This is a genomic window from Providencia sp. (genome assembly GCF_003533305.1).
Lineage (GTDB): Bacteria > Pseudomonadota > Gammaproteobacteria > Enterobacterales > Enterobacteriaceae > Providencia.
Genome location: NZ_DOEH01000026.1, coordinates 1 through 21,938, shown reverse-complemented (window position 1 = coordinate 21,938; position 21,938 = coordinate 1). Strand labels below are relative to the sequence as shown.

Genomic DNA, 21,938 nt, shown 5'->3' with positions numbered 1-21,938 from the left:
ACATGATTCAATACATTTTTATGAGGTTAGTTATGTTAAGCATAAAGATAGGTGGCAAGTTAAGTGGGTTAGTTTTTTTCGTTACCAAAGCTTTATTTGTCGTAATTACTGTATCTGCTAGTGCTTATGGTGCAGTGACATTGGATAGAACACGCATTATTTTTCAAGGAGATAAAACTTCAATCAATATCAGGGTCGCCAATGATAATCCAGAAGAGGCGTATTTAGCACAGAGCTGGATAGAAGATTTACAGGGGAATAAGTTAACGAAAGGCGCTTTGCTAGCAACGCCGCCTTTGCAGCGAATAGAACCTAATAGCCAAAGTTTAGTTCGTTTAAGTGCGACGCCATTATTGAGTCAATTACCCCAAGATAGAGAGTCAGTATTTTATTTTAATTTGCGAGAAATTCCGCCGAAATCCAATGAAGACAACACGTTACAGATTGCATTGCAATCACGAGTCAAATTGTTTTATCGCCCTGCGAGTACCTTGGCTGAATCAGAAACTAAGTGGCCTCATAAAGTGACGTTACAAAGAATTCATAACGGTTATCGGCTCAATAATATTACGCCATTTAATTTAACTGTGATTGGTTTTGGTAATAGCAAACAACAGTCTGAGCAAAGCGCTTTTCAAGTCATGATGGTTTCTCCAAAATCGACAAAAGATATTATATCCGATGCAATATCAAAGCCTTATCTTACCTATATCAATGACTATGGTGGTAAACCTACATTGGCTTTTAGTTGCCAAGGAGAGACCTGCACCGTAACAGGAGAGCAGTAATTGTTATATAAAAATAGGTATTTTTACTTGTTACGGGTAAATGCTAAGGAGGGATGATGAACCAAATCATGAAGTGCTCACTGATTTTTATGGGTGGAATTTTAAGTTATTCCACAATGGCAGAAAACCTTGATATCAATATCACCGAAAAAGAATCGAATTTCGAATCGTCACTGCAAGGGTGGTTGAATGTGAATGCCTGTGTGTTTAATGCGCCATGCAACTTACTTGTAAAACAAGGATTGAGCTTGACTCATTGCGGAGCGGGAGAAGTTTTTGATGATGTGGCGATCTGTCATGCAACGGCTAAAACACCGGTAATATTACAGTTTTATGATGTACGGCAGGGGCAAGTTATTCGTCGTTATTCACTTGGTTTATTCAATGGTAATAATGCAATAAAGCTACCTTTTTTAGACGCAAAGCGAAGCATTTTGCGATTAGAGGTTATCTATGAATAAGCTGATTGCCTTGTTTTGGTTGTTGATGATGATTGGGTTTTCTCATCATGCACCAAGTTCCGGCCACTTAGATGTGGAATTTAGCGGTGTGCTTGTGCGAGGTTCTTGCCAATTGACCGCTGAGTCCATCAATAAAAAAATTCGGTTAGATAATTTGCGGTGGCAATTTATCAATGAAAATGAATCGAGTGCGGTTACGCCATTTTCGATCGGCATTGAAAATTGTAGTCAAACTGATTTAAACAAAACAATTAAATTCACTTGGCAAAGTCATCAGCTGGTCAATATTAATGGTAACAGTTACATCTCCACCCAAGGTTCCAGTGGCGTTGTTTTAGGGTTGGTCGATAGCGAGGAAAAGCCCATTGTTTGGAATACCGCAATGGAGATCGGCGCGGTTTCTACCGTCGGGAGCGAGCAACAAATAGCCTTTGGGGTATTAGCACGCAAACCTGCATCTGGTGAGGCGAATGTTGGCGATTTTTCAGGTCGAGTGACATTTGCACTGGAGTATGAATAGTGAAATTAATCAATAAATTAACTAAATATTCTTGGTGCTTGTTATTGCTGACTTCCATGGGGCAAGCCGATGTACTCGTCGATGTCACGGCCACAATGATTTCGCCTGCATGTGATATTCGCAGTGAAGACAGTAGTTCACCATTAAAAATTAGCTTTGGTATTATCAAGATAGATAATCTTAGTGATTTAAGCGTGATGCAAAATTTTCCTCTCTATATATCGGGTTGTCATATTAATAAAGATTTAGCGATTATGTTGGAGCCTAAAAATGATGGCTCATTAGTTTATAACGGGAAAGCCATTTTAGCGACGAGTACAGATGGGCTAGGTATTGATATCAGTGATATTACCGGCGGTAAGGTTCGTTCATTGAATGTAGGGATCAAACAGTTGGTTTACCCTGAAAAAATCGATGCAACGCAGTATCGAATGGACTTGCAAGCTCAACTGGTGAATACGGTTCCAGTGAGCCAGTTAGCCGTCGGAAAATTCACCTCAACCATGATGGTTTTAGTCACTTACAACTAGTGGAAATTGGCGCTATGTTTAATCTTAAATCAAAAATTAGCACTTACCCAATCAGTTTTTTTCTTCTCTTTTTTATTTTATACAGTGTAAAAACTAACGCGGATTATGCAGCAAAAATCCAAAATCCAACGGCGGGCTATTTGATTAAATTAGATAGTAATAGCGTGATAGAACCAACTTCACATAGGGGGACAGATGGTAAAAATTATTATCGAGTTGGCCAGCCAATTGTGGTGGAGGGAGGCGGTTCATCAGTGAGTGTGACTGGGCTGGTGGATTGTGTTGGTCGAAGATGGGGTGACAGTAATACTCAGATTCTCTCTGACAATGCATTTCATCGTTTATTCATGTATGTGCCAACCTTGGGAACAAATATAGAAGGAAAAGTGGCTTATCATATTAACAGTAATTTAATGATGACTGTTGAGACCCGAATCATGAATTGGCTGAATATCAACGCGGGAATGTGTTCATATTCCTATCCTGGCATGACAAGACCGGCATCGAACTTTACGAATCAATTTCCTATAACGATTACTTTTTATATTAATGAGCGAATTATTGATGGTCAATTGGTAATTGCGGAAATGGATCTTGGCGGATACGTTCGCGCATTTACAGCACAAAAAACTGTTCCACCTTATGATAGTTGGCCACTGAATGAGTCGACTGTTCCCATGCGATTAGCAGCTTCCCAACTTAATGTGGGCGCATTATGTTCAACAATGACCAGCACAGGGCAGGCAGGTACGGTGAATTTACGTCATGGGCAATTAAATAGCCTAAACTATGACAGTACCGTCATGGAAAAAATTACCTACAGTTGTAAGTTTGTTTCATCGACGAGAGTTCACTTGAGGCTTGATTATACAACAGATGATGACCCACAAAAGCGTCTGCCTTTGACCAATGACCTCAATCAGAAAATTTACAGCCAATTAGTGCTAACAGATGAATTGACGGGGCAATCAGGTACTGATTTCAGATTGGATATTCATGGGTCGAGAGAGATCAATATTCGTAGTCGTATTCAAGGGGAAAATGCAGATGCAGGGGATTACCATGGCTCTGCATGGTTGATTGCGACTTTTGATTAACCTGTTTTTATTCACCAATTCGTTGAATAAAACTTGAGGGTGTTTGCCCTAACCATTTTTTAAACATCGTTGAAAATGAGCCCACACTGCTGTAACCCAAGTCAAAAGCCACTTCAGTAATCGATTTTCCTGCTGAAATATGGGTTATTGCGCTAAGCAAACAAGCTTGTTGTCGCCAGTCAGAAAATGACAATCCTGTTTGAGCGCCAAAAAAGCGGCTAAATGAGCGCTCGCTCTTATGGACTTTTTCTGCCCATTCTTGGGGTAAAGAGGTAATTTGCGGATTTTTAAGAAATTCACGGCACAGCTTAGCTAAGGTTTCATCTCGTGGAATGGGGGCGAAAAAAGGTAAAGGTTTAGCTTGGGTAATTTCATGCAAAATAAGTTGGATCATAATGCCATCACGGCCGTGAATATCATATTCGATAGGCATATCGACGGATTCAAGTAATAGCTGACGTAGTAATGGCGATACTCTGAGCACCTCACATTTCTGGTTTTGGCGCGGCGCGGCTTTCGGTTCGATATAGAGACTGCGGGTACTGACGTTGAGCATTCGTGTTTCGTGTGGCGTGTTTTCAGGTATCCACACACCACTATCGGGGGGAATGACCCATTCGCCATCTGCGGTACTGACTTCAATTAACCCTGTGGCTCCATAGAGAAACTGTGCTCGACGATGAACATGGGAATTTAGCAACACATTAGGCAAATAATCGGTTCCGATAGCGAGTACATCGCGTTCGATGGCATCGACGGTTTTAAGTGGAATATTTCGCATAGTGATCTTTCTTGGCTGAGATTCAAATATTGTTGCTTAATTTGTGAATTTTGGCAATCTCGATAACAATAACCTTACAATTAGAGTGGTTGGCTGAAATTCAGATCTGTTTGTCTGTTTTTCGAAAGTTGGCAAACACATAAATGTTTACCCTAGCGCGGCAACTTAATGCATGCCAAAGGTAGGGTTATCATGAAAAATAAAACTAATCAGGCTGGTACCCATGAGCCCCTGATTGAACCTCTCACCCGTCGTCGCTTTATTCAAGGCAGCTCTGCACTTATGGCTGTCCCGTTTATCGCGTCTCAATCTGTCGCTTCAATTGCAGAAGACGCCTCGGTCATTCCAACAAAAACAATCATAAAGGATGATGAACGGGTGGTATCGACCTGTAGTAGCTTTGACTGCGGTGGGAAATGTGATATTCGAGCTCATGTAAAAGCCGGAGTAGTCACTCGTATAAGTACAAGACCAGATGCTGATCTAGATGAAGAAATGCCAATCATGCGGGCTTGTGTACGTGGACGTAGTTACCGTAAATTTGTTTATCATCCTAATCGCTTAAAGTATCCGATGAAGCGAGTTGGCAAGCGGGGGGAGGGGCGCTTTGAGCGTATTAGCTGGCAAGAAGCAACAACGCTGATTGCAGAAAATATGCAACGGATTAATCAGCAATATGGGCCTGCTTCTCGTTTCGTTAGCTTAAGTACGGGGGTGACTGGTGGCATTTTCTCGGGTGCCAATATGCTACGCCGCTTATTTAATCTTACAGGTGGATTTCTGGAGAATTACCATTCGGTGAGTAACGGCAACACCATGGCGGTGACGCCTTACACCTATGGCACTTCAGCTAGTGGTAGCACTCTTGATACTTTAGAAAATACGCCACTTGTGATCCTATGGGGGCATAACCCGAATGAAACTATTTTTGGTCATACCAATCATTATTTTCAAAAAATGAAAAAAAATGGCACCAAATTTATTGTTGTCGACCCTCGCTATTCAGATACTGCGTCGTCATTAGCCGACCAGTGGATCCCGATTTTACCGACGACTGATAACGCCATGATGGATGCGATGATGTACGTGATCATCAGCGAAGGGCTCCATGATCAAGCCTTTATTGATAAATATACCGTCGGATTTGCTGAACACCAAATGCCAGAAGGTGTGCCAGAAAATGAGTCATTAATGGCGTATTTAATGGGTCACAAAGATGGCATAGCCAAAACCCCAGAATGGGCAGAGCCAATCACGAAAGTACCTGCTGAGACTATCCGACAGTTAGCTATTGAGTATGCAAGCACCAAACCTGCTGCGTTAATGCAAGGTTGGGGACCACAGCGTCATATTTGTGGTGAACGTTCTGCTCGTGGAGCAACACTACTGGCGACCATTACTGGTAATGTCGGAGTGAAAGGCGGATGGGCAGCAGGTTACGGTATGGCTGTTACGCCTGATTTGCGCAAAACATTGGCAGGACCAAGCCTATTTGAAAATCCGGTTAAGGCGAAAATCAATATCACTAACTGGGTGCAAGCTTGTGAAAATAAAGATCTTGTTACGCCTAATAATGGTTTAAAAAATGCCGAAAAGCTCGACACAGAAATCAAAATGATTTTCTCGTTGGCGGGCAACTACATGACTAATCAGAATCCAGATATTTTGCATGCAGCTAAAGTTTTAGAGGATGAAAGTAAGGTTGAATTTATCGTTTACAGCGACCTTTATATGACGCCAAGTGCGAAATATGCTGACATTTTGCTGCCTGAAACCAGTTTTATGGAACGTTGGAATGTGGGGGGAACATGGGGAACCGGTAACTACATTATTTTATCTGAAAAAGTGATTGAACCTGAATTTGAACGCCGCAGTGATTATGAATGGCTGCGTGAGGTTGCCGATAAACTGGGCGTGGGCGAACAATTCAGTGAAGGTCGCACGGAAAAACAGTGGATAGAGCATTTAGTTAACGACGCTCATGATAAGCGTCCTGAAGATGGCATTCCAACCTTTGATGAGTTACTGGTTAAGCGTCGCCACTTACTCAAACATCAGCCTCATACTGGACATGTTGCATTTGAAAAGAATATCAAAGACTTAGTCAATAATCCGTTTGAAACACCTTCAGGTAAAATTGAAATTTTCTCTAAGCGTCTACATGACCGCCATGATGTGGATATTCCTGCATTATCCCATTATGTACCTGCTATTGAAGGACCTGAAGACACACTAACTTCACGTTACCCATTGCAACTGATTACTTGGAAAGGGCGAAATCGTGCCAATTCCACCCAATTTGCCAATCCTTGGTTACAAGAAGTCCAGCGCCAAGAGCTTTGGATAAACCCTATTGATGCAAAGCGAAGAAATATTGCTGATGGTGATAGCGCGAAAGTGAACAATGACCGCGGTATCACTATGGTGCCAGTAAAAATCACCCAGCGCATTATGCCTGGTGTGGTCGCCTTGCAGGCGGGGGCATGGTGGATGCCGGATGAAAAAGGCATCGATCAAGGTGGGTGTGCCAATGTTCTCACTTCGGCGCGCAGTACCGCCATGGCACACGGTAATGCGCATCAAACCTTATTGGTGGAGGTAACGAAAGCATGAGTAAATTCCTTGTTCACCCAGCGATTAGCGATAAGCAGCTTGGATTTTATATTGACTCGGCACGTTGTTCTGGCTGTAAAGCGTGTCAGGTTTCTTGCAAAGATAAAAACGAGCTCGATGTGGGGCGTAAGTACCGACGTGTTTATGAAGTTGCTGGGGGCGAATTTATCGAAAATGGCACTGGCGGGTTAGTGAATAACGTTTTTGCTTATACGTTATCCATTTCATGCAACCATTGCGATGACCCAATGTGTGTGAAAAATTGTCCGACGACGGCAATGCATAAACGAGAGGGTGACGGCATTGTGCTCGTCAATACGGATAAATGCATCGGATGTGGTACTTGCGCGTGGTCTTGCCCCTATGGCGCACCGCAAATGAATCCAGAAACCAAACAAATGTCGAAATGCGATTTTTGTATTGATTTACAACTAAAGGGCGAGCAGCCGGTATGCGTGGCGACTTGTCCTTTAGGGGCGATTCAGTTCGGGCCGATTGATGAGTTAAGACAGCGTTATGGCCATCAAGCGGATGTGAAAGGGTTGCCAGACTCTTCCATTACTCACCCGAATTTAGTGATTCATCCACACCAAGGCGCAGGGCGTAGTTCGAACCATCATCAAGGCGGCACAAAATGAATGAGTGGTCATTATTGTTATTCACATTTTTAATGCAGGCATCTATTGGTTTAACGGTGATGCTAGGGCTAAATACTAGAAAATTAACCGTAGTATTGGAAGGCAAGAATCAGTCATCTTTTTTACTGTGGTATTTATTTGTTGCCTGTATTTTTGCAGGGATTGGATTGCTGTCCTCTATCACTCACTTAGGGGTTCCACTTAATGCGCCTAACTCTTTATTAAATATTTTTTCATCGTGGCTGAGCCGTGAAGTGGTGTTTACCGCCACCTACTTTTCGCTTCTTGGACTCACTTTCTTATGGTTATGGTTTAAAAAACGGTTGTCATATGTGTTACTCGGGCTTGCCATTATTGCAGGGCTGTGTGATGTGTATGCTATGGCATCAATTTATCGTTATACCTCAATGTTAACGTGGATGAATGATAATACCTATTTGATGTTCTATGGCACGATGTTAACTCTAGGTGCCGCGGGCTATTATTTACTGGTTAATTTATTGCTGACACTTAATGCTAGTTTCACTGCGGCACAAATTTCGACTCGTGGATTATGGATATTGTGGGGTGTGATAGGAATAAGTTTATTTATTCGTTTGGTCTATCAACCTGTCTATGAAAGTTACCTAGTACACGCAAGTTATAATAATGAATCAATCACATTTCCTATAGATTCTATTCATGCTTACCAAGAAATTTGGTCACTGCGCATCAGCAGCTGGCTTATCGGAATATTAGGGGTATTTATTTTAGGCTTTGGTTTATTTCGTCAAATAAAATCCAGTTCAAAAGGGCAGGAGTATGTAGTTGCTGGCTGTTGCTGTGCTTTAGTGGCGGAGTTTATGTTGAGGTACTGTTTTTACGTTATTCACTAATACTCGTCATACTTCGTGTTGTCGCGGTGTTGGCTTCATTCAGCTACCTCGGTCACATACTTTTGTATGCTCCCAAGGATAACTTCATTTTGCCGCCTAGCGACAACACGAATTATTTGAGTATTAATATCTATTTTGATTATATTAAAAAAATCAATAAATCAAAGAGTTAATTTTTATGATCCATTTTTCACATTATGCCGCGGCATTTAATATATTAGGGACCTGTTATCTTTTTTCACCAGAAGATGAAACCAGCCGATATGCGATGAATTTTTTTAAAACCCCTGATTTTGCTTCTCAGTGGCCATGTAAAATAGAGAATCAATTGAGCAGGGAAATAACTCAAGCGCTTAATATCGATATCAAACAGCTTCATCGCCAATGGACAGATTTATTTATTGGCCCAGAGGCGCTACCTGCGCCGCCTTGGGGGTCTGTTTATCTCGATCCTGAAGGTGTCTTACAAGGCTCTTCAACAGTAGCATTGAGTGAGTTTTTAAAGCGGGAACGTTTAAAAGTACAAACCCGATACCCAGAGCCTTCAGATCATATTGGATTGATGTTGTTTCAAGCGGCAGTATTGGCTTCACAGGTGAGAGAAACGGCGTTGAATGAGCTGCTTGTCGATCACTTAAGCTGCTGGTTACCACAATTTACTAAGCAACTTAATGTGGCTACGGTTAGTCCTTTTTATAGTGCATTGACGAAATTAACACTCACAACGGTAGTATCATGTCGCTGGTAATGTATTTAATTTAGTTAATATCTTTCAAATTTTTTGGATTAAATTTAATGAGTTAAGCGTAATATTTGAATGATAAAAAAGTAAAATACAAATAATTATAGAATAGTTGATTTAGCTATAATAAATACAAATTAAAATGATTCTTATTTTACCTTTCTAAGCCATAATGCATTTTTTAAGTCATACTACTTAGTAGTAGGTATCTATAATTAAAAAGGGGTGTGCTGTTATGGGACTATTTAATCGATTATTATCTCATGAAGATGCAGGAAAATTACTATTACGCTTGTCTGTTGGTGGCTTAATGCTTTTTCATGGTATGAGCAAATTAATGACGGGCGCGAGCGGTATCAAAGCATTGCTCGCTTCTTATGGCTTACCTGAATTTATTGCTTACGGTACTATTGTAGGTGAAGTAATTGCACCTATCTTTATTATTCTGGGTATTTTAACGCGCCCGTCAGCGTTGCTGGTGGCGTTTACCATGTTTGTAGCATGGTTAATGATCGGTATGGATAAAACATTTTTACTCGATAAAACCGGAGCATGGGCAATCGAAAGCCTCGTTTATTTCTTTGTGAGTGGTATTGCTTTAGCATTTTTGGGTGCGGGTAAATATTCAGTGATGCGAAATGCGTGTTGGCGTTAATTTAGTTTAAGTTTTGTTTTTTTGAATCTTATTTTTTATAAAGGCCATCAATACATATTCTGTACTGATGGCTTTTATTTTGATACGTAATTTTGATGCGTAATTTTATGCGTAGTAAAGAAATTCAAATCAAAATGGGATTTTTGAAATATTGGTTATTTAGGCTGTTTTGGCTATAATGACTATTCGAGCCATTTTGTACAGTAGGTGATGTATGGAAACAATTCCCGCACAACTCGCTAAAAACCAATTTGGTGATTTGTTGATGAAAGTTCAACGTGCACCTGTTGAAATAAGCAAGCACGGTAAACGTGTCGCTGTTGTTATCTCTCCAGATGAATATGACCAGCTGATGCAGCTAAAATTGCAGAGTTTAAAAGCGGTTTTGGCTGAATCTATTACGCAAGCAGAACGTGGAGAATTTCATACTATTGACGATGTGTTTGCACCATTGACTGCGGATGAACTTGAAAATAAGGCTTAAGGATGAGCGTTAGATTTACGTATAAAGCAAAAGAACATATCCGCTCAATCAAGCTTTATTCTCTGCGTCGATGGGGAGCTAATGTTGCTGAGGCTTATGCAAATTCTTTGCGTGTGACAATGACGAATATATTGGCTCATCAGCCATCTCTTGGTCGTGACCGTAGTGAAGATTTGCATTTAGGCGTTTTTAGTTTTCCTGTTGAAAGCCATATTATTTATTATCGAAAGGCACCGGAAGGTATTGAAGTGCTGGCAGTATTACATCATACACAGGATCCAAACTCTCATTTATAAAAATCCGGGTGGTAATACGCTTTGTTGTTAATTATTTAATATTATTAAAGAAAAAGACCATCAAAAAATTTCTGATGGTCTATTTTTTTGAAAAATACCAGTTAATGACTTTCTAACACGGTTTTACGAAAAAATTCATCTAATAAACGGCTGTCACGACAACCTGGCTCAGGAAATTGCATTCGCTCTGCGTTAGCGATAGTCTCTGATACGAGTTGGTCTATAGCTGGTCGTCTTGCACCATAATGACTTTCGTCTGCTTGGCTTTTTATTACCAACAACTCATCAATTTCTAACCGTACTAATTTATTTGTAACCGTTGCATTAACGAGCTCTGAAAACTCCATTGGCGGCATACTCTTACTCCTTTCTATCCAACGCAAAGCTAATACCGCACGTAGCAAATAAAAATATTTTTTAAGGCGAACTTGTTCACCTTTAAAGTCAGTATGTAAGTTACGTTTACTGATTGATAAGTAGTGGTAACGTGACTTTAACGGTGAATAAAATTGCGCTGCCAGTTGCTCCAATTGAGCAAAAAATGCCTTATCTTTAAAATAAACAATTGGTGAATGCAGCCACTCTATTAATGCAGGGTTAGAGTTACGCATCAATTTCAATGCCTTAGATAACTCCCAACCAGACACATCTAGCTCATCATCAATCGGTTTTTCTATCACATCGCGTTTTTTATCCAGTGTTAGGTACCAATCAAGTTTATGCACATAGATAAACCTGACATCATAGTCGCTGTCGCGGGAGGCAAAACCCCAGCCGCGACTACCGGATTCACACGCAAACAGTATTTTAACGTGATAAGTCTCTTCTATTTCTTTGAGTGTTTTATGTATCCGTTCCTTCATTAGCACGGATACGCTTTCATGGTCAGTTTCCATGCTTTCTCCTATTACTTTTTTATATTTATCCCTTCACACACACGACTTGGCGTAAGGTGTGAACAATTTCTACCAGTGATGATTGCGCCGCCATTACCGCGTCGATGTCTTTATACGCCATAGGTATTTCATCAATCACATCACTGTCTTTTCGGCACTCAACATGGGCGGTAGCCATTTTTTGGTCACTGACTGAGAAACGTTTTTTGGCTTCTGTTCGGCTCATCACACGGCCTGCGCCGTGGCTACAGGAACAAAAACTCTCTTCGTCACCTAACCCGCGGACAATAAAGCTTTTTGCCCCCATTGACCCTGGAATGATCCCCATTTGACCTTTTCGTGCCGATACCGCACCTTTTCGTGTCACTAAAACGTCTTCACCAAAATGTTGCTCTTTTTGCACATAGTTATGGTGGCAATTGACCGCTTCTTGCATTGTGGTAAAAGGTTTTGGGATCTCCCGTGATAGTGCCTCTAACACGCGGTGCATCATCACTTCACGGTTATGGCGGGCAAAGTCCTGCGCCCAACCGACCGCTTGCATATAATCATTAAAATGCGTACTACCTTCTTCGAAATAGGCCAAATCTCTATCGGGCAAATTAGCGATATGCTGTTGCATATCTTTTTGCGCCAGTGCGATAAACAAATTACCAATCGCATTTCCGACACCTCGCGACCCGCTATGTAACATCACCCACACGCGGTTTTGCTCATCCAAACACAGCTCAATAAAGTGGTTTCCCGTTCCCAGTGTTCCTAAGTGTTTGTAATGGTTGGTTTGGCGTAGTTTTGGGTATTTATCACAAATACGTTTAAACTCTTCATCTAAGTGTGTCCAGTGGGTATCGACAATATCTGGAGTTCGATACCAAGCGCCTTTATCACGTCCATGTCGATGTGTGGTTCGACCGTGCGGAACCGCAGCCTCAATAGCAAAGCGAATATTTTGCAAGCTATCCGGCAAATCAGATGCCGTTAAGGAGGTTCGCACGGCAATCATTCCACAACCAATATCCACACCCACCGCCGCAGGGATAATCGCCCCTTTGGTTGGGATCACGCTCCCAATGGTTGAACCTTTCCCCACGTGCACATCAGGCATCACAGCAAGGTGCTTGAAAATAAACGGCATTTTGGCGGTATTTTGTAGCTGGATTACAGCTTTCGGGTCAACAGGAACCCCATTGGTCCACATTTTTACTGGTGCGCTATTTTCTTGAATCAATTCATTGAATTTATTGTTTATCATTATTTATTCCTTAATTTTTACTAATCCGTTTAATACTTGGTCTAAACCGCCATAAACTGAAATTTGGTCGATGCGATGCGCAATGTTTTCTAAGGTTTCAAGCTCTTTTAAACGCAGTGCAACTGGGTTGTTTTCCATCACTTTTGCGGTATTTAGCAATGAACGCGTCGCGGCAGTTTCTTCTCGGCGACGAATAACATTGGCTTGGGCGGATTTTTCTGCTTCAACTACTTGAGATAAAATCGTGCGCATATCTCCCGGTAAAATAATGTCTTTCACACCGATGCTGTCGATTTCCAGACCAAAGCTAGCCGCACTTTGGGCAATTCGTGCCAATATTAATTCATCTATTAATTGTTTGTTTTCCAGTAATTCATCAAGTGAACGGGTGCCGACAATTTCTCTTAATGCAAATTGTAGCTCACGGTACAGATAATCCACAGGCTGGGTCAATTTCGAGAATGCCATTAAGATATCTGCATAACGCCAGTTAGCCGAAAGATTGATGCGTAACGTCACTTTATCTTTAGTTAAAATCTCTTGTCCGCTCACTTCAAGGGATTGCAAGCGGGTGTCTATTATTTCAACTTCTGGTTTGTGGTTGATTTTCCAATAACCGTAAGTTCCTGGTTGTAATAAATTTTGGATCTCACCATCAATTTTTAACATACCGACATGCCATGCAGGGACTTGGCTAATCAAGGCCAACTCATTGCCTTTAATACGTTTTTTACCCATTAGTCGTGACACAAATACGGTTTCAATTACACTATGTTCTGTTGATTGCAGTTCTACTTTTAAGTTATTGCCATTTTTCCAATACAACCGACGAGTCGCGGGTGGCAATATTTCGCTTAAGCTATTGTGTAAATAAATAAATCCGATTTCATCATCAGATAACGCTACATCAAGGCAGTGCTCATCAACCCAGTCAGGGTGAAATTGGCGCAAGTGCTCCGCGAGTTTTTCCTCAATAGGTTCATTGTCGAGGGTGAACAGTGACACGGTCAATTTGTTAAACCAATCATATAAACGGTGCTCACCCGCAGTCAGTAATTGTTTAAAATCTCCATTTTTAGCGGTCAATGCGATTTGTCCCTGAGCGATATTTATTTTTTTCATTATTTTATCCTTTTTTAAAATTTATCCGGCACTGAAGAAAAAAGCGAAGTGGTGAGGGGAAAAATAGAGTGCCTGACTGGGCTGTCTAAATTTCTGCTCATCACTCGGCGTGGCTCTCGAGTGGCGGCTTTAAGCTTAACTTCAGCTTAGTTTTATACAGTTGGATTTGTATTTTTTTCAGGAGTCGAACCTGATAGCGTTGCTATTACCATAAGGTATCTTCCTGACGGCGGCATACAGACCATGTAGTGACTCGGGTCACCATGTCTGCACCGGTTGAACGCGAAGTTCAGACAATTTCCGGCAGTGGATGAATTTATTATTGCCAGAAGCGTGCCAACTTTGATGAAGAGACAATAAATGTTTGTATTAAATTGAAAAATAAAGATTAAATATTTATTGTTGAATTTGGCTAACATTACCAAGAGAAATGAATTAGGCTATTTATTATCTTTCTATATCGTCATTTATAAATTTATATAAACTCATTATGAATAAAAAACGTAAAGTGGTCATTGGTGTATTGGGTACAGTTCTTGATAGGCGAGGTAAAAAAGCTAATCGCTGGACAAAATGGCGCCCAACGGTAGGCCTGTGCCAACAACCTGAGCTTGATATTGATCGGGTTGAATTGCTGCATCAGGTCAACGACCATTCAATGGCAAGTCGGGTCAAAGATGATATTGAAGAAACCTCGCCTAATACTGAGGTGATGCTGCATGAAGTGGACATTGCCGACCCGTGGGATTTCGAAGAGGTGTATACCTCGCTATTAGATTTTTCGGCAAATTATCCATTTGATACCGATAATGAAGAGTATCTGGTGCATATCACGACCGGTACCCATGTGGTTCAAATTTGTTGGTTTTTATTAACGGAAGCTCATTATTTACCTGCTAAATTAATTCAAACCTCACCGAGTCAAAAGGGGAGAGAGAAAGATCCGATAGGTATTCACACGGTGATTGATCTTGATCTCAGCCGTTATACTCATATTACCAGCCGCTTCGAAAAAGAGCAGCAGCAGCAGGTGTCGTTTTTAAAATCCGGTATTGCGACCCGAAATGCCGCATTTAACGCCATGATTGAACAAATCGAGCGGGTGGCATTGCGCTCAAAAGCGCCGATTTTACTGAATGGGCCTACGGGAGCGGGAAAATCGTTTTTGGCGCGACGTATTTACCAGTTACGCGAAAGCCGTCATCAAGTAAAAGGGCGATTTGTTGAAGTAAACTGTGCCACTTTGCGGGGTGATAACGCCATGTCGACGCTATTTGGCCATGTAAAAGGTGCGTTTACTGGGGCGCTAAATGCACGAGGCGGTTTGTTAAAAGAAGCCGATGGCGGCATTTTATTTTTAGATGAAATTGCAGAACTTGGCCTTGACGAGCAGGCGATGTTACTCAAAGCCATCGAAGAAAAACGTTTTTTCCCCTTTGGTTCAGATAATGAAATTTACAGTGATTTTCAACTGATTGCCGGCACCCATCGCAACCTTGCAGAGCAAGTGGAGGCGGGTAAGTTTCGGGAAGATTTATACGCCCGTATCAATATGTGGACCTTTGCCTTGCCGGGGTTAAAAGAACGTCGTGAAGATATTGAACCCAATATTGATTATGAATTAGCCAAATTTTGCCAAGACCAGCAAAGCCAAATCCGTTTTGATAGTGAGGCTCGTAACGTCTATGTGAAGTTTGCTTGTTCCCCACAAGCCCAGTGGCGTGGCAATTTCCGTGAACTTGGCGCCTCGATTAACCGGATGGCTACTTTTGCCGAACGTGGGCGCATCACTAAAGTGGTTACCGAGGAAGAAATTAGCCGTTTGCAGTCTCAATGGCAGCCAAAATCAACAAATACATTACCAACGCAAATTGGTGAGATTGATTTATTCGATAAGCAGCAACTGGCAACGGTACTGGAAGTTTGCCGCCGTTCATCATCTTTGTCAGAAGCGGGGCGTGAGCTGTTTGCGGTATCGCGGCAACACAAAAAACAGCCCAATGATGCAGATAGGCTGCGAAAATATCTCGCTAAATTTGAGTTGGATTGGGATGGGGTGAAGGCGGGGGATTGAGGGGCGTTATATTGCTAAATCGCAGAAAGAAAAATCCCCGCCGAAGCGGGGATGTGGGGGTTAGTATTTGATCATACAAAGTGATTTCACCCATACACCATAGGCAGGGGAATTACCTGAAGTAATCGAGTTGCTAGTAATCTTTTTAGTTAGGTTGTTTGTCCAGTATTCACCGGGTATATGCGCATCATGGTAAGTATCTATTTTTTTCAGGGGGTTCTGAAGTAACGTTGCTAATTTTGATTCATCAGCAAGGTTGTCTCCGTTATTTAGACACTCTCGACTAATATCATTTTTTAGTAGAGCCGTTTGGTTCGAGGGGTAGAAATATGTATTTATTGTTATCGTTGCGCGTATAGCTTCAAGTTTATAGCTATTTTTATTCGGCCTAGCGACTAGTTTGATGACATTTTTTTGACGATTTGGTTTATTCTTTATATAAGGGACCGAATAGGTACCAAAGCCTATTACATCTGGATGGCTATTCTCCCACGTGTAATTAGTATAATCCTTTATCGTCGAATGGAAATGAAAATACTGTTGGTCAAGTACTACGGTGGGGTAGGTTATATTTTGGAAAGAATAGAAATAGATATCAATCTCTTGTTTTGCGCCCACATAATTAATTGTAGCAAAATCAAGGGATACTGTTACTTTTTCTGCCTTTGAGCTTGATACAGATGCAGTATATACACCTGATGTTGTGGTTTCTTGCATAATAGCGTGATTTAAAACTCCACCGTTTGAAGTGAGCTTTGGTTTTTTACCTGAAATAAATGTTCCATTTTTATCAACTAATTTTAAGGTTATTGTGGCGTTGTTTTTACCATTACCTTCAACGGAATCGGTATCAACAGATAGCTCACTTTTCCCGCTGTCAAAAACAGGGGCGCCTGCTTGGATGTTGATTACTTTTGTCTCCGTTGTTTTGGCAGTATTATTGATACTAACTGTTAATGTATGCTTTCCTACAATGTTAAACTTAGTGTCGCTTGAATAGATTCTATTGCTATGATCAATCCCTCCTATTGAGGGTAAAGTTTGCTTGTCACTCGATAAAGTAATGTCACTTGGACTGACATTCAAAACATCGTTACCATGTTTATCTTGTAGCTTGATAATTACTGAAACGATCTGTCCAGCTTCCAGGGGGCCAAAAGTGCTTATCACAATGACGTCAACACTCTCTGCGCCTTGCGGAGCCATAAATTCGATCTCGATAGGTTTTATCAAACGGCTAGTATTAACTACCACATCTAATTGATGTTTACCGACTTTTGTCGATTGCCAATTTGTGGTGTATTGCCCGTTAGAGCTTTCTGTCCAAGTGATACTTTCTTCTTTGCGATTATGTCTTAATTGAATATCTTGATTAGCAACATTAATAACACCATTGCCGAACTGATCTTTGAGTTGCAATGTCAGTGGAGTATCCACACCTAATTTGGTGGTTTCTGACATACTTAACTCAACTTTCGCAACATTTTTAGCGCCTTCCAGTGGTTTCACATCAATGTCGATATTTTTTACCTGACCATTTACCTCAATCGATAAAGTGTGTGCTTTAACTTTCTCTAAGGTTATCTGAGCGGCATAGATACTATTGTGTAATGGTGTTTTCACCCACGATGCTTTCGTGGTAATGGTGCTATCAGTATTCTTAAACTGAATATCTTTAGGTGCAACATCTGCTACTTCATTGCCATAGTTATCCAACAAGGTGAGGGTTAACGTAGTGCTTTCACCCGCATTCATTGAAGTTGCCGCAGTGGTTAACATAATCTCTTTAACGTTGTTAGCTCCTTTCAGTGGTTTCACCTCAATGTCGATATTTTTTATCTGACCATTTACCTCAACCGATAAAGTGTGTGTTTTAACTTTTTCTAAGGTTATCTGAGCGGTATAGACACTATCGTGTAATGGTGTTTTCACCCACGATGCTTTCGTGGTAATGGTGCTATCGGTATTTTTGAACTTAATGTCTTTCGATGTAACATCTGCCACTTCATTGCCATAGTTATCCAATAAGGTGAGGGTTAACGTAGTGCTTTTACCTGCATTCATTGAAGCTGCCGCAGTGGTTAACATAATCTCTTTAACGTTGTTAACTCCTTTCAGTGGTTTCACCTCAATTTCGATATTTTTTACCTGTTTATTTATCTCAACCGATAAAGTGTGTTGTTTAACCTTCTCTAGCGTGATTTGAGCCGTATAAACACTATCGTATGATGATGTTTTTACCCACGATGCCTTAGTGGTAATAGTGCTATCTGTATTCTTAAACTGAATATCTTTAGGTGCAACATCTGCCACTTCATTGCCATAGTTATCAAGCAAGGTGAGAGTTAATGTGGTGCTTTCACCTACATTCATTGATGTTTTCGCGCTAGTTAATTTAATCTCATTAACATTGCTAGTACCTCTCAATGCACTCACCGTAATTTCTTTTGCATTAACATTCTTGTTATTAACCGTTGCAGTTAATGTGTGTTTACCCACTTTGGTTAATGGTAAAGTGGCTTTATACACGCCTGCCGATTCCATATTCCAAGCAATACTGCGGCTATCGATAGGTTCTGAGGTATGGCTATCTTTTAACGCAATATCAACTCCAGTAACACCTGTGACTAAGTTGCCATATTGGTCTTTCAGTTCTAAAGTTAATCCAACTTTTTTACCTGCATCAAGCGTATTACTATTTGTGGAAAGTGTTGCGGCTTTCACCACATCTTTTCCGCTTGGGTAGGTGGCTTCTACGGTTTGAATGCGGCTTGGTTGGTTATTGACTGTGGCTTTAAACTGGTAATTACCGACAGTCTCTAACCGTTGTTTGGTGGTATACACGCCATCTTGCTTAGTTGCCCATGTAGCTTTGATAGCTTTACCATTATTGATGAGCTGAATATCACTTGTATCGATATTAATAACACCGTTATCAACGCTATCAGTTAAAGCTAATGTCAATAGCACTTCTTTGCCTGCCTCAATGGTACCTTCATTGGTTTCAAGTGTGCTTTTATAGACCTTACTTGCACCTTTGGCCGGGGTAACCGTTAACTCAAATTTATCGCTGAGTATTTTATCTGCCGCCACTTGAATCGATTGTTTACGCAGTTTATTCATGGTGAGTTCTTGAGTGTATAGTCCACCACTAAGTTCTTTCCATATGGAGGCCGATTGCAAGTCAGTCAATAACGTCAAGTTCGACGATGCCCTAGTCAGTTTGTTACCAAACTTATCTTTTAGACTTACTGTTAGGGTGACTTTCTCTGCTGAATTTACTGTGTTGCTTTTTGCACTATGAGTGATAGATAGGGTGTCTAATGAACCACGCAAACCATCTTTATCATAAGAGCCAATAGGAATTTCTGTTGGTGCGTTGACTTTCCAATCGACTGTTTCTGACTGGCCGTTGACTTCGACGATGATTTTATAGTTACTCATTGTGGCTGGAGGGAGCGGAGCGACATATCTATTTATATTGTTTTTTTCCATAAATATAATGTCTTGTTTTTTACCATCAATTGTTACAGTTATATCGCCACTGCTGATATTTTTAACTGGGTTGTTATAAGCATCAGTCAAGCTAACGGATAGTGATGATGATTGTCCTGCATCGCTGTTGGCTATCGGTGAAATGGTGATTGTTTTCACAGCATTTTTACCCATAGGTGAATTGACCGTGACAGTGGTCATATCTTTAACCTGATCAATACTCGCCGTGAGTTTGTGATCTCCAACTTCACTGAGTGTGATAGTGGTGGTATAGAGGCCTAAACTATGGACATCTTCATTCCAAGTTGTTGAAATTTCGTTATTACCATTGCTAAGAATAATAGTTTTGTTGTCGATATTGATAACAGGATTATCACTAATATCAGTTACTTTAAAGGTTAGAATAACGTCATCACCTGCGGTGATAGTTTTTAGGCTGGTCGTTAATTTCGCACTGTGTGCATTGTCTTTACCTGCCGATGGCTTCGCATTAATTAATATATTACTGCTTGGTATTAGATTTACAGTGGCTCTCAATGAGTGCATGCCATTCATTGTGATGATGGTCGAGGCGGTGTAAATACCGTTTCCTTTTGATGTCCAGACTAAACCTGTGAGGTTTTTCTTAGTATGCGAATCATTAATGACGATATCATTCGCATTAACTCCTTCAACGCCATTACCCCATTGGTCGGTTAATGTGAGTGTCAGTTCGACTTGGTTGCCTACTGTCAGTTGATTGGTACTGGTTTTGAGCTCGACAGTTTTAACATGGGTTGGACCTACTGGTGCGCTGACATTAATCGCCAGTAGTGTATTTGCTCGGTTGTTAACTCGACTTACAAAGGTATTTTTCCCTTGTTGATGCAATGGGAGCGTGGTGGTGTAAATACCTGCACTTTTCTCTAACCAAGTTAGTTTAGAAACAAGTGTATTGTTATGCTCTAATTGAATGTCGTTGGTTTGTACCTTTTCAACACCATTGCCATGGCTGTCAGTCAGTGTTAATTGTAGTTCGACTGAATCATTCACAGATAATTTACTGTTAATAACGTCTAATTTCACGTTTTGAACGGCAGATTGGCCTTCTGGTGAGCCAACATCAATGTTTTCTTCTTTATTAACACTATTGACTGTCACTGTTAGCGTATCTTTACCCCGTTTTTTCAATAATAGCTCGGTGGTGTAAGTGCCGTCTGCATTGTCTTTCCACACGACGGAACCGGTTTGTTTATGATTGATTACAATACTTGTGCTCTCAATTCCCCTTAAGGTATTGTCAAAATAGTCTTTTAAGGTAACGGTGAGCTTTAATTTATCACTCGTTTTAAGATTAGCCGTTGGGGTAGCTGTGAATAACATTTTCGCCACCACACCACGTTTATTTTGATCGCCGCTACCATTACCATTGATTGCAACTAGGGTGCTCGGTTTTTTGACAGTCCATAGTTTAGGAACTGAATCGTGATTATTGACGGAGACAATAAGGTCATATTTGCCACTTTGTTGGCCTGGTAGTGTGCCAATGTAGTTACCATTAGGTTGTAGAGATACGGGAATTATCAATGTGTTGTTATTACCGACTTTAACTGTTACCTCTTTGATACCTTCGATAGGGTGGCCATTTGAGTCTGCTAGTGAGACCGCTAATGTGCTTTCTGCCCCTGCTATAGGTTCGAGTATAGCGAGGATCTTAATTTGAGTAACTTTGCTGTTGCCTACGGCCTTTTCAACTAGGATACGGAGAGTTTGACTATTGATGTTATTGGCAGTAGCAATTAGCTCATCGTTACCAAGCGTATCTAACAGGAAACTCGCGGTATAAGTACCATCTTGTTTATCAAGCCAAGTCACTTTACTTGTTTGGTGATGAGATAGGGTGCCTTTATTGAGCGCAACGCCTTGTAACTTATTATCAAATGCATCTTTTAAGGTGACGGTCAGGTTTACTGTATCTCCTGATTTGAAACCTTTAGTTGGTGAAACGGCAAGTTCAACCGTTTTAACAACACCAGAAGTATCTTGAGCACCGGAGCCATCGGCTTGAGTTGCCTTGATGGTTGATGGTGAGTTTACTATCCACTTTTGTTGCTCTGTGTGGCTATTAGCAGTGACTTTAACGTTGTAACTTCCTGTTTTACTTGCTGGTAACGTCGCGGTGTAAGTGCCTTTGGTGCTAGTTTCAGTGAACTTGATGTCTGCTAATATGTCGTTGATAGTGATTTTAATGTCATTAGCCATCTGGGCGACACCAAGTTGATTGGCGTCTTGCATTTTTACTGTGATGACACCTGTTTTGCCTGCCGCAGAAGCGGTAATCGAGCCAATGATAACTTTATCCACTTGAGTGATTAGGTTGGCATTTGCCACAGTAATAGTGATTGGCACACTCTCTTTTGAGTTAACGGTGGCTTTTAAGTTATCACTTCCCAAAACTCTTAACGGTAATGTAGCGGTATAGCTGCCGTTATTGTTGTCAGTCCATGTCACCGTACTACCTTGTTTTTGTTGCAATATGATACTGGCGCTACTGACACCTTTAAGTGGATTACTAAACTTATCTTTTAAGGTGATGGTCAGTTGCAGATTGTCACCTGATTTAAAATCAGTGCTTGGTTT

General features: G+C 40.9%; 18 protein-coding genes. 13 read left to right on the top strand and 5 right to left on the bottom strand.

The window, feature by feature from the left end:
• The first annotated feature begins 32 nt into the window (after positions 1-32).
• From DD649_RS16990 to DD649_RS16970, 5 genes are read left to right on the top strand one after another with little or no spacing between them, the layout of a single operon-like run.
• Positions 33-788: a fimbria/pilus periplasmic chaperone gene (locus DD649_RS16990; protein WP_294109744.1), complete on the top strand. Its 756-nt coding sequence runs from the start codon at positions 33-35 to the stop codon at positions 786-788.
• A gap of 56 nt (positions 789-844) precedes the next feature.
• Positions 845-1,249: a fimbrial protein gene (locus DD649_RS16985; protein ID WP_294109742.1), complete on the top strand. Its 405-nt coding sequence runs from the start codon at positions 845-847 to the stop codon at positions 1,247-1,249.
• Positions 1,242-1,769, top strand: a complete 528-nt coding sequence (locus DD649_RS16980) for a fimbrial protein (protein WP_294109740.1) — start codon at positions 1,242-1,244, stop codon at positions 1,767-1,769. The genes DD649_RS16985 and DD649_RS16980 overlap by 8 nt, the downstream gene beginning before the upstream one ends.
• Entirely contained in the window at positions 1,769-2,299 is a 531-nt protein-coding gene (locus tag DD649_RS16975) for a fimbrial protein (RefSeq protein WP_294109737.1), read from the top strand. The genes DD649_RS16980 and DD649_RS16975 overlap by 1 nt, the downstream gene beginning before the upstream one ends.
• A 14-nt stretch (positions 2,300-2,313) precedes the next feature.
• Positions 2,314-3,396, top strand: coding sequence for an adhesin (locus DD649_RS16970; RefSeq protein WP_294109735.1), 1,083 nt, complete (start codon positions 2,314-2,316; stop codon positions 3,394-3,396).
• Between the two features lie 7 nt (positions 3,397-3,403).
• On the opposite strand, the gene DD649_RS16965 is transcribed toward DD649_RS16970, so the two are convergent.
• Complete coding sequence (locus DD649_RS16965; RefSeq protein WP_294109733.1) at positions 3,404-4,177, bottom strand: helix-turn-helix transcriptional regulator; 774 nt, start codon at positions 4,175-4,177, stop codon at positions 3,404-3,406.
• Positions 4,178-4,369: 192 nt separating this feature from the next.
• Here DD649_RS16965 and DD649_RS16960 point away from each other — a divergent pair, with 192 nt between their 5' ends.
• From DD649_RS16960 to DD649_RS16930, 7 genes are all read left to right on the top strand, one after another.
• Positions 4,370-6,790 (top strand): DMSO/selenate family reductase complex A subunit, encoded by a 2,421-nt coding sequence (locus DD649_RS16960; RefSeq protein ID WP_336430989.1) that lies wholly within the window; start codon positions 4,370-4,372, stop codon positions 6,788-6,790.
• Positions 6,787-7,428 (top strand): DMSO/selenate family reductase complex B subunit, encoded by a 642-nt coding sequence (locus tag DD649_RS16955; protein WP_336430988.1) that lies wholly within the window; start codon positions 6,787-6,789, stop codon positions 7,426-7,428. Before DD649_RS16960 ends, DD649_RS16955 begins: the two co-directional genes overlap by 4 nt.
• A complete protein-coding gene (locus DD649_RS16950; RefSeq protein ID WP_294109729.1) occupies positions 7,425-8,303 on the top strand; it encodes a DmsC/YnfH family molybdoenzyme membrane anchor subunit in 879 nt (292 codons plus the stop codon). The genes DD649_RS16955 and DD649_RS16950 overlap by 4 nt, the downstream gene beginning before the upstream one ends.
• A gap of 178 nt (positions 8,304-8,481) precedes the next feature.
• Positions 8,482-9,051 carry a molecular chaperone TorD family protein gene (locus DD649_RS16945; RefSeq protein ID WP_294109727.1) on the top strand — a complete coding sequence of 190 codons (570 nt, stop codon included), beginning with the start codon at positions 8,482-8,484 and terminating at the stop codon, positions 9,049-9,051.
• Positions 9,052-9,280: 229 nt separating this feature from the next.
• Positions 9,281-9,700, top strand: a complete 420-nt coding sequence (locus tag DD649_RS16940) for a DoxX family protein (RefSeq protein ID WP_294109725.1) — start codon at positions 9,281-9,283, stop codon at positions 9,698-9,700.
• 214 nt (positions 9,701-9,914) lie between these two features.
• Positions 9,915-10,184 (top strand): type II toxin-antitoxin system Phd/YefM family antitoxin, encoded by a 270-nt coding sequence (locus DD649_RS16935; protein WP_294109723.1) that lies wholly within the window; start codon positions 9,915-9,917, stop codon positions 10,182-10,184.
• 2 nt (positions 10,185-10,186) lie between these two features.
• Complete coding sequence (locus DD649_RS16930; RefSeq protein ID WP_294109721.1) at positions 10,187-10,480, top strand: type II toxin-antitoxin system RelE/ParE family toxin; 294 nt, start codon at positions 10,187-10,189, stop codon at positions 10,478-10,480.
• Between the two features lie 101 nt (positions 10,481-10,581).
• On the opposite strand, the gene DD649_RS16925 is transcribed toward DD649_RS16930, so the two are convergent.
• The 3 genes from DD649_RS16925 to DD649_RS16915 are packed head-to-tail and all read right to left on the bottom strand — an operon-like array spanning position 10,582 to position 13,750.
• A complete protein-coding gene (locus DD649_RS16925) occupies positions 10,582-11,376 on the bottom strand; it encodes a nucleotidyltransferase domain-containing protein (RefSeq protein WP_294109719.1) in 795 nt (264 codons plus the stop codon).
• 25 nt (positions 11,377-11,401) lie between these two features.
• Positions 11,402-12,628, bottom strand: a complete 1,227-nt coding sequence (locus DD649_RS16920; protein ID WP_294109717.1) for an RtcB family protein — start codon at positions 12,626-12,628, stop codon at positions 11,402-11,404.
• 3 nt (positions 12,629-12,631) lie between these two features.
• Positions 12,632-13,750 carry a slipin family protein gene (locus DD649_RS16915; RefSeq protein ID WP_294109715.1) on the bottom strand — a complete coding sequence of 373 codons (1,119 nt, stop codon included), beginning with the start codon at positions 13,748-13,750 and terminating at the stop codon, positions 12,632-12,634.
• A gap of 490 nt (positions 13,751-14,240) precedes the next feature.
• Between DD649_RS16915 and rtcR the strand changes: the two genes are divergently transcribed.
• Positions 14,241-15,824, top strand: coding sequence for an RNA repair transcriptional activator RtcR (gene rtcR / locus DD649_RS16910; protein WP_336430987.1), 1,584 nt, complete (start codon positions 14,241-14,243; stop codon positions 15,822-15,824).
• Positions 15,825-15,884: 60 nt separating this feature from the next.
• Here rtcR and DD649_RS16905 read toward each other — a convergent pair.
• Positions 15,885-21,938 (bottom strand): invasin domain 3-containing protein (locus DD649_RS16905; RefSeq protein WP_294109710.1); only part of this gene is annotated, 6,054 nt, incomplete at its 5' end.